Origin of the sequence: Streptomyces ipomoeae 91-03 (assembly GCF_000317595.1) — a bacterium.
Taxonomy (GTDB): Bacteria; Actinomycetota; Actinomycetes; order Streptomycetales; family Streptomycetaceae; genus Streptomyces; species Streptomyces ipomoeae.
On record NZ_AEJC01000046.1, the window covers coordinates 25,781 to 35,177 of the forward strand.

Consider the following 9,397-nt stretch of genomic DNA (forward strand, 5'->3'; position numbering starts at 1 on the left):
CACTCGACTTTGTGAACCATGTTGACTCGGTTCACAAGCTCTGCTGTGATTGACCCATCGAACGACGGGCCGCCCCAGCCGGGTGGTCACATGTCGACGTGTGGCCGTATGCCGTCGCACGCCGAGGAAGGGGGGAACAGGCCATGGGGATAAAAGCCCAGCTCGCGGTGAACGCGGCGGTCGGCCTCCTCGTCATCGGCGTGGTCTCGGCGAACGCCGGGAGCAATGACACCGCCCTGTACGGCAACACCACCGACCGCTTCAAGGCCTTTGTGAACAGTCACGGCAGCTCCGCCGAGAGAGCCGCCGTCTCCCATGTCACCGAGGTTCACAGACCCGCCCCACCGGCGGGCGACACCGACTCCACCGACATCCACACCGACTTCACCGGCAGCCCACCCGGCGGCTCCCCGGGTCCCGCCCGACTGATCACCGCCGCCTTCGCCGATTGGAAGCACGACGAGCGGGGCCGCGTCACGGTCTACGCGTCGACGGGCGAACCACTCGACACCCGCACGTACTGACACCGCCCGGCCCCGCCGGGGGACGTCACCGCACACCGATCCACACCCACAGCACCTCGGCATCCGCATGCCCATCCATTCCGCATGCGCGCCATCACCGATCACTTCACCTCATTTCATGAAATCCCAGGGGGGATTCCCATGCGTCGCACCGCACTCGCCGCTCTCTGCATCGCCGCCGCGGCCACCGTCTCGCTCACCGGCTGTCTGCCCGGCAGCGAGCCCAAGGGTCCGTTCGCCGGGCTGACCGGTGGTGAGATCGCCGACAAGGCCATGAAGGCCACCTCGGGCGCGGACTCGCTCCGGATGAAGGGCGAGATCGAGGACGAGTCCGCCGGCGGCACCGTCCAGCTCGACATGGCCCTCAACAAGAAGGGCGACTGCGCCGGCACCATGAGCATGGGCGGCGAGGGTCAGGCCGAGCTGATCAAGGTCGGCGACACCATCTACATGAAGTACGACGAGGCTTTCCTCCGCGCCCAGTCCAAGGACTCCTCCAAGGAGGAGGCCGACATGGTCGTGGACATGCTCGCCAACAAGTGGACCAAGACGTCCGCGACCGCCAAGGATTCCAAGGACATCGCCGACTTCTGCGACCTCGACACCGTGCTCTCCGACTTCGAGGACGTCAACTCCGACGCCACCCGCGGCAAGACCACCACGGTCGACGGCACCCCCGCGATCATCCTCAACGAGCGCGACGGCAAGGACCGTTACACCCTGTACGTGGCCACCGAGGGCAAGCCGTACCTCCTGCGAGTCATCAGCAAGTCCGCCAAGGAGCCCGGCGACCTCACCTTCACCGACTACAACAAGCCGGTCCCGGCCGAGGCCCCCAAGGGCAAGGTGATCGACCTGGACGAGGAGTGGAGCTGACGCGGGCGGGAGGCGCGTCCCGGGCGCCGGAGAGGCAGGCGTCCGGGGCGCGCGAGGACTCCGTCGGGCACCCCTCGGTCGTTCAGTTCGCGTGGAAGCGTGCAGGAGCCTTGGTCGGGTTGCCCCCGGAGGGGAGCTGCTGGTCGGGGCAGGTGGTCAGGACTCGTTTCATGGCGGACTGTTCGGCCGAGGTGACCCAGAGGCCGTACTTCTTCTTCACGGCGACCTGCGTGGCCACGTAGGTGCAGCGGTAGGCCTTGTTGGGCGGGAGCCAGGTGGCCGTGTCGCCGTCGCCCTTGCCCCGGTTGGTGCCCGCGTCGACCGCGAGGAGGTTGAGCGGGTCGTTGGCCAGGGCTATGCGTTTGCTGGCGTCCCACTGCTGGGCGCCCTTCTGCCAGGCGTCGGAGAGGGCCACGATGTGGTCTATGTCGATCTGACTGCGGCCCCGTACGAAGGTCACCTCCTCGCCGGTGTACGGGTCCGGGTCGAGCACACCCGAAGCCACCATGCAGTCCCCGTCCTTGAACTTCACACTCTCCAGGTCGCGCTTGAGTATGTCGTCGCGGGTGTCGCAGCTGTTGGAGTCCGTGTCGGCCCAGGGGCTGCCGAACTCGTCGCGGTCGTAACCGGTCTTGGGCGCGCGCCCCTTGACCGGCAGTGCCTCCGCGGCGGCGAGGGCGGCGCCTCCCCCGCCAGGGTTCTCCTCCGGGCCCGCCGACCCCTCCGTGCCCGGTTCGCAGCCGCTGACCGCGACCAGGACCAGAGCGGCGACAGCGACCGCACCCCTCATCCGCATCACGCGACACCCCTCCCATTGCCCTTGTTCTCGGTCGGCCTTCGTCGTCTTCCCTGTTCAACCCGGCTTGAACGCGTTTGTTCGACACGGTAGCGGCCGACAGGAGGAGCGCTACGGGCACCTCGGTGGGCAGTGGATGCACGCCGGGCGCGCGTCCAAGTCGCTCATATCCTGCCGATCCCCAATGTCGTCTCCGACGGCAGCAGGCCCGAGCCGATCACGGCTATCCAGAACTCGCCCAGCAGGTCGGCGAGCCGCGCGGTGTCGGCCGCGCCCAGGAACTGCCAGGGAGCCGCGGCCAGCTGGTCGGTGTGCTGTTCGACCTGTCGGCGCAGGCTCCGGCCGGCCTCCGTGGCCGTACCGTCGTCCGAGTCGTCCGGGTGGTCGACCAGGCCGCGTGCCGCGAGGCGGTCGCGGGCGGCCGTCCACTCCTGCCGGGTCCAGCCCCGGCTCTCGAAGCGTTCCACCGAGGCCGCGCCCATGGCCGCGAAGGAGACCAGGGACTCGGTGGGATCGAGGCCCGCGATCATCAGGGCGGCGAGATGGCCGTCGCCCCGGTGTTCGCGCAGGATCGTCGCCGCGTGCCAGAGCTGAAGGTGTGCGGGCTCCGGCCAGGGCAGCTCGGCGTTGGCCGCGGCCAATGGGCGGCCGGCCGTGTTCACGGACTCCGCGGCCCGGCGGGCGAGTCCAGCCGCCTCCACGAGTTCGGGGCTGTTCACCCTGTCGCCGAGTATCGCTCGGTAGGCCCGGTCGATCGCCCGCTCCCGGGCCGCCAGCACCGCCTCCGGGCTCGCCGTCCTCCAGGCCGGGTCGATGTGCTCGGCGACCATGCGCGGGCTGAAGCTGTAGAAGGCGGAGGCGACGCGCCCGCTCCCGGCCGCGCCCAACGGTGCCGCCCGGTACGGGAAGTAGCTCGGCCATCGCTCCCCCACCCCGTACCCGAGCGTGGCCGCTTCCTCGAAGGCCTCCGGCGCGTAGTAGAGGACGGCGTGCAACGGCTCCAACAGGTGCCACATACGGCGCACCTCGCCGAGGTCCACCGACTCGTTCTCGGACATGACGCATCCCCCTTTGCCTCATCCCCGGCCATCTCGACCGAGCCAAAACTTGACACTGGCTAGATTGCCGGACCGCACGGAACTTGTCAATGACTAGATTCCGCGTACGCTGTGCCCATGCCCCGCAGCACCAAGCCCGACCGCCCCTACCACCACGGCGACCTACGCCGCGCGATCCTCCAGGCCGCGCTCGACGTCATCGCCGCCGACGGCCCGTCCGCGCTGAGCCTGCGCGACCTCGCCCGCCGCGCGGGCGTCTCGCACGCGGCGCCGGCCCATCACTTCAAGGACCGCACGGGGCTGCTCACCGCGATCGCGGCGGAGGGGCACGGGCTGTTGGCGGCGGCGCTCGCGGAGGCCGAGGATCTGCGGGGCGCGGGCGTGCGCTACGTACGCTTCGCGCGTGAGCACCCGGCGCACTTCCAGGTGATGTTCCGCCCGGAACTGCTCCGTGAGGACGACCTCGAACTGACCACCGCCCGCGCCCTGTCGAGCGAACAGCTCCGCACCGCCGTCACCACCGCCCGCCCGGAGACCGCCGTCACCGACCCCCGGCTGGCCGGTATCGCCGCCTGGTCCTTCGCCCACGGCTTCGCCACACTGTTGCTCAGCCACAACCTGGACGCGGTCGTGGGCGACCAGGACCCGGAGGAGGTCTTCCGCACGGCCACGGAGCGGCTGTTCCCCACGGGATGACCGCACCGCCCCCTGCGCCCCTAAGACCCCAGAATCGAAGCCAAGAACTCCCCCGTCCACCCCAGCAACTCCCGCCCGACCAGCGGCTTTCCCCCGACCTTCGCCGTCTTCGGCCTGGGCACCAGCACCTGGTGTACCGCCGGCTTGATGACCGTGCCGGGGTACAGCCGCTTCAGCCTCAGCTCCTGCGACTCCCTCAGCTCGACCGGGGCGAAGCGGATGTTGTTGCCCTGGAGGACGATCTCGCCCACACCACAGGCTCGGGCGAGCATGCGCAGCCCCGCCACCAGCAGCAGGTTCTCCACCGGCTCGGGGAGCTTGCCGTAGCGGTCGACGAGTTCCTCGCGTACGGCGGCGATGTCGGCCTCGGTGTTGATGGAGGCGATGGCGCGGTAGGCCTGTAGGCGAAGCCGCTCGCCGGGGGCGTAGTCGTGCGGGACGTGGGCGTCGACGGGGAGCTCGATCTTCACCTCAAGCGGCGGCTCCTCCCATCCTTCCGCCGAAGGCTCCCTCGTCTCCAGCTGGCGGCGGTAGTCCGCGACCGCCTCGCCGACCATGCGGACGTACAGGTCGAAGCCGACGCCCGCGATGTGACCGGACTGTTCGCCGCCCAGCAGATTGCCCGCGCCTCGGATCTCCAGGTCCTTCATCGCCACGTACATGCCCGCGCCCATCTCCGTGTGCTGGGCGATGGTCGCCAGGCGCTCGTGGGCCGTCTCCGTCAGCGGCTTCTCGGGCGGGTAGAGGAAGTACGCGTAACCGCGTTCCCTTCCTCGGCCCACACGGCCTCTCAGCTGGTGCAGCTGCGACAGGCCGAACGTGTCTCCCCGCTCCACGATCAGCGTGTTCGCGTTCGAGATGTCGATGCCCGACTCCACGATCGTCGTCGACACGAGCACATCGAACTTCTTCTCCCAGAAGTCGACGACGACCTGTTCCAGGACCTGTTCCGACATCTGGCCGTGGGCCGTCGCGATCCGCGCCTCCGGGACGATCTCGCGCAGCCTCGCCGCCGCGCGGTCGATCGACTCCACCCGGTTGTGGATGTAGAAGACCTGGCCCTCGCGCAGCAGTTCGCGGCGGATCGCCGCGCCGATCTGCTTCTCCTCGTACGGGCCGACGAAGGTCAGGACCGGGTGGCGCTCCTCGGGCGGGGTCGTGATCGTCGACATCTCCCGGATGCCCGTGACCGCCATCTCCAGCGTCCTCGGGATCGGGGTCGCGGACATCGTCAGCACGTCCACGTTCGCCCGCAGCTTCTTCAGCTGCTCCTTGTGTTCGACGCCGAAGCGCTGTTCCTCGTCGACGATGACCAGGCCCAGGTCCTTGAACTTCGTCTCCGAGGAGAACAGGCGGTGCGTGCCGATGACGATGTCGACCGCGCCGTCCCGCAGGCCCTCCAGGGTGGCCTTGGCCTCGGTGTCCGTCTGGAAGCGGGACAGCGCCTTCACGCTGACCGGGAACTGGGAGTACCGCTCGCTGAACGTGCCGAAGTGCTGCTGCACCAGGAGGGTCGTCGGGACCAGGACGGCGACCTGCTTGCCGTCCTGGACGGCCTTGAAGGCGGCGCGGACCGCGATCTCCGTCTTGCCGTAGCCGACGTCGCCGCAGATCAGGCGGTCCATCGGGACCGTCTTCTCCATGTCCTCCTTGACCTCGGCGATCGTGGTCAGCTGGTCGGGCGTCTCCGCGTACGGGAAGGCGTCCTCCAGTTCGCGCTGCCAGGGGGTGTCGGGCGCGAAGGCGTGTCCGGGGGCCGCCATGCGGGCCGAGTACAGCTTGATCAGATCGGCCGCGATCTCCTTGACGGCCTTCTTCGCCCGCGCCTTCGTCTTCGTCCAGTCCGCGCCGCCCAGACGGTGCAGGGTGGGGGCCTCGCCGCCGACGTACTTGGTGATCTGTTCCAGCTGGTCGGTGGGGATGTAGAGGCGGTCGCCGGGCTGGCCGCGCTTGGCGGGGGCGTACTCCACGACCAGGTACTCGCGGGTCGCGCCCTGCACGGTGCGCTGGACCATCTCGATGTAGCGGCCGACGCCGTGCTGCTCGTGGACGATGTAGTCGCCGGACTCGAGGGTGAGCGGGTCGATGGTCTTGCGGCGGCGGGCGGGCATCCGGGCGCCGTCCTTGCCGGCCGCCTTCTGCCCGGAGAGGTCGGTCTCGGTGAGCACGGCCAGCTTCAGCGCCGGGTCGACGAAGCCGTGGTCGATCGAACCGCACGCCACATGCACGACCGACGGGGAGATCTCGCCCAGGTCGGCCACCAGCCGGGCCGGTACGCCCTCGCCGCCCAGCACCTCGACCGTACGGGCGGCCGGGCCGTGGCCCTCGGTCACGAACACCGTGCGCCAGCCGTCGGCGAGCCAGCCCTTGGTGTCCGCCAGCGCCTTCGCCGTGTCGCCGCGATAGGTCTCCGGCGCGTGCATGCCGAGCTTGAGAGTGTCCGCGTCCAGTTCCTCGTCCGCCGCGAACGGGGACACCGACCACCACATCATGTCCAGCTCACGGGCCCGGTCACGGACGTCCGCGATGGACCACAGCGACGCCGCGCCGACATCGATGGGCGCCTCGCCGCCACCCGCCGTCGCCGCCCACGACGCCTGCAGGAACTCCTGCGACGTGGCCACCAGGTCCGCCGCCCGCGTACGCACCCGCTCCGGGTCGCACACGACGGCCATGGTGCCCTTCGGCATGACGTCGATCAGCAGCTCCATGTCGTCGACGAGGACCGGAGCGAGGGATTCCATGCCTTCCACGGCGATGCCCTCGGCGATCTTGCCGAGGAGTTCGCCCAGTTCGGGGTGGCGCTCGGCGAGGGCCTTCGCGCGCGCCCGGACCTCGTCGGTGAGCAGCAGCTCACGGCAGGGCGGGGCCCACAGGCCGTGCTCGGCGACCTCCAGCGAGCGCTGGTCGGCGACCTTGAAGTAGCGGATCTCCTCGACGTCGTCGCCCCAGAACTCCACCCGCAGGGGGTGCTCCTCGGTCGGCGGGAAGACATCCAGGATGCCGCCGCGTACGGCGAACTCGCCGCGCTTCTCGACGAGTTCGACCCGGGCGTACGCGGCTGCCGCGAGCGCTTCGACCGTACGGTTCAGGTCGGCGGTCTCGCCCGTGCGCAGGGCTACGGGCTCCAGGTCGCCGAGGCCCTTGACCTGGGGCTGGAGGACCGAGCGGACGGGGGCGACGACCACCGACACCGGGCCGGTCTCCGGGTCGTCCGGGCTCGGGTGGGTCAGACGGCGCAGGACCGCGAGGCGGCGGCCGACGGTGTCACTGCGCGGGCTCAGCCGCTCGTGCGGGAGCGTTTCCCAGGCCGGGTACTCCACGACGCCGTCCGGGGGGAGCAGGCTGCGGAGGGCTGCCGCCAGGTCCTCGGCCTCCCGGCCCGTCGCCGTGACGGCCAGTACGGGGCGGGCGGCGTCCCTGGCGAGGGCCGCGATCGCGAACGGGCGGGCCGCCGGGGGGCCGACCAGGTCGATGTGGGTGCGGTGGCCGTCGGCTGCCGACCTGATCGCTTCCGCGAGGGGGGCGTCCTTGACTACGGCGTCTAGCAGACCGTGGAGGCTCATGGAAGGCGGTTCCCGTCCGGGGGATGGGGGGTGGGCAGGGTGGGGCTTGCGGAGTGGGGGCAACACGAACGCCCGGCCTCGTGGGACGGGCCGGGGGTGTCTGGGGGTCCAGGGTACGACGTGGGGTGGGGGTGGTGGCGGGGCTGTGGACAGCCGGGGGTGCGCCCGGGAAGGGTCACGTCCTCGACCCCGCCGCGCCTTATAGCTCGGTCCAGGTGGTTTGTTGGCGGGTGCGGGTGGGTGGGGGCTGGGCGCGGAGTTCCCCGCGCCCCTTGCGGGGTGCAGCCCCTGTAGGGTCGTTCGGCAGGTCCCGGTTCTCCGTGCCAAGGGCCCGACGTCCGAGAAGTCCTAGACGCCCGAACGTGAGTCCGCCCTTGATATCCCCTCGCGCAGCTTCCGGGGCAGCCGCGGAAGCGGTACCCGCAGCGATACCCTCGCCGGTCACGGCGGTGTCGGTCTCGGCGTCATCGCTTCGCTTCCGGCGGTTCTTCGTCGGCCGGCGAGATCCGTATCTCGTTGCGGTCGGGCTGTTCATGGCGTACGCGGCTGTGTCGGTCGGGCGGTTTCGGCACATGGGGACGCGGTCGTGGGATCTGGGGATCTTCGAGCAGGCGGTGCGGGCGTACGCGCAGCTGCGGGCGCCCGTCGTCGATCTCAAGGGGCCGGGGTTCCATGTCCTCGGGGATCACTTCAGCCCGGTCACCGCGCTGCTCGCGCCCTTCTACCGGGTCTTCCCCTCTCCCGTGACGCTGCTCGTCGCGCAGGCGGCGTTGTTCGCGTTGTCGGCGGTGCCGGTGACGCGGGCCGCCGCGAGGGCGCTCGGGCGGGCCCGGGGGCTCGCGCTGGGCGTGGCGTACGGGCTGTCGTGGGGGCTGCAGCGGGCCGTGGACTTCGACTTCCACGAGATCTGTTTCGCCGTACCCCTGATCGCGTTCTCCCTGGAGGCGCTGCTGGCGCACCGGTGGCGCGCCGCGCTGCTCTGGGCGCTCCCGCTCGTGCTGGTCAAGGAGGACCTGGGGGTCACGGTCGCCGCGATGGCCGTCGTCGTCGCGCTCCGCGCCCCGCGGCGGGGCGCGCCGCACATGGTGCCGTACGCCCTCGCCGTCGCCTCGTTCGGCACGGTGGCCGCGCTGATGACCTTCACCATGATCATCCCGGCCTTCAACACCACCGGCGGCTACGACTACTGGTCCAAGGTCGGCGAGACCGGGCCCTTCACCGGCGCGGACATCAAGTTCCGCACGCTTCTCTGGCTGCTGGTCCCGACCACCGGGTTGCTCGCCCTGCGCTCACCGCTCCTGATCGCCGCCCTGCCCACCATCGGCTGGCGTTTCCTCTCCTCCGACGAGCACTTCTGGGGCACGGACTGGCACTACAGCGCCGTGCTGATGCCGATCGTCACCCTCGCCCTCGTCGACGCGCTCCCGGCCGCCCGGCACAGTCAGCGCCTCTGGCTGCGGTCGTACGCCGTCCATCTGCCCGCCGCCGTCCTCGCGGCCTCGCTGGCGCTGACCACCACGCTGCCGCTCTCGACGCTGACCGAGGCCGAGGCGTACCGCAAACCGGACCGGGTCACCGCCGTCGAGAAGTTGCTCGACACCATCCCGGACGGCGCCACCGTCGAGTCCAACGTCGGCCCCATCAGCCGACTCACCTCCCGCTGCCGGGTCTTCTGGATCGGCCGCGCCAAGCCCCTCGAACCCGACTACATCGTCTTCAACAACTCCTCGCGGTGGGTGAAGGACGTCCCCCTGTACGCCCGTCAGCTCCATCCCGACGCCCGGTACGAGCTGCTGGGCGTCATCCAGGGGTATGTGCTGCTGAAACGTACCTCCTCCCCCTGAACACCCGGTGGAGCCCGGCTTGAACACACGGTGGAGC

At 70.3% G+C, this 9,397-nt stretch carries 7 protein-coding genes; 4 read left to right on the plus strand and 3 right to left on the minus strand.

Translation table 11 applies throughout. The annotated features are described in order from the left end of the window. Positions 1-143 precede the first annotated feature (143 nt). Complete coding sequence (locus tag STRIP9103_RS02430; protein WP_009296583.1) at positions 144-524, plus strand: hypothetical protein; 381 nt, start codon at positions 144-146, stop codon at positions 522-524. A 141-nt stretch (positions 525-665) separates the two neighbouring features. Further along, the gene (locus tag STRIP9103_RS02435) at positions 666-1,400 is read left to right on the plus strand and encodes a LolA-like protein (protein WP_009296580.1); all 735 of its coding nucleotides are present in this window, start codon (positions 666-668) and stop codon (positions 1,398-1,400) included. Between the two features lie 82 nt (positions 1,401-1,482). Here STRIP9103_RS02435 and STRIP9103_RS02440 read toward each other — a convergent pair whose 3' ends face one another. Together STRIP9103_RS02440 and STRIP9103_RS02445 are read right to left on the minus strand one after the other, a co-directional pair. After that, positions 1,483-2,199 (minus strand): HNH endonuclease family protein, encoded by a 717-nt coding sequence (locus tag STRIP9103_RS02440; protein WP_009296577.1) that lies wholly within the window; start codon positions 2,197-2,199, stop codon positions 1,483-1,485. A 161-nt stretch (positions 2,200-2,360) separates the two neighbouring features. Next, positions 2,361-3,254 (minus strand): SCO6745 family protein, encoded by an 894-nt coding sequence (locus STRIP9103_RS02445; RefSeq protein ID WP_009296586.1) that lies wholly within the window; start codon positions 3,252-3,254, stop codon positions 2,361-2,363. A 117-nt stretch (positions 3,255-3,371) separates the two neighbouring features. Here STRIP9103_RS02445 and STRIP9103_RS02450 point away from each other — a divergent pair, with 117 nt between their 5' ends. Further along, the gene (locus tag STRIP9103_RS02450) at positions 3,372-3,950 is read left to right on the plus strand and encodes a TetR/AcrR family transcriptional regulator (protein ID WP_009296589.1); all 579 of its coding nucleotides are present in this window, start codon (positions 3,372-3,374) and stop codon (positions 3,948-3,950) included. A 20-nt stretch (positions 3,951-3,970) separates the two neighbouring features. Here STRIP9103_RS02450 and mfd read toward each other — a convergent pair whose 3' ends face one another. Continuing rightward, positions 3,971-7,516, minus strand: a complete 3,546-nt coding sequence (mfd, locus tag STRIP9103_RS02455) for a transcription-repair coupling factor (RefSeq protein ID WP_009296595.1) — start codon at positions 7,514-7,516, stop codon at positions 3,971-3,973. Positions 7,517-8,088: 572 nt separating this feature from the next. Here mfd and STRIP9103_RS02460 point away from each other — a divergent pair. Beyond that, the gene (locus STRIP9103_RS02460; protein ID WP_411572364.1) at positions 8,089-9,360 is read left to right on the plus strand and encodes a DUF2079 domain-containing protein; all 1,272 of its coding nucleotides are present in this window, start codon (positions 8,089-8,091) and stop codon (positions 9,358-9,360) included. Positions 9,361-9,397 lie beyond the last annotated feature (37 nt).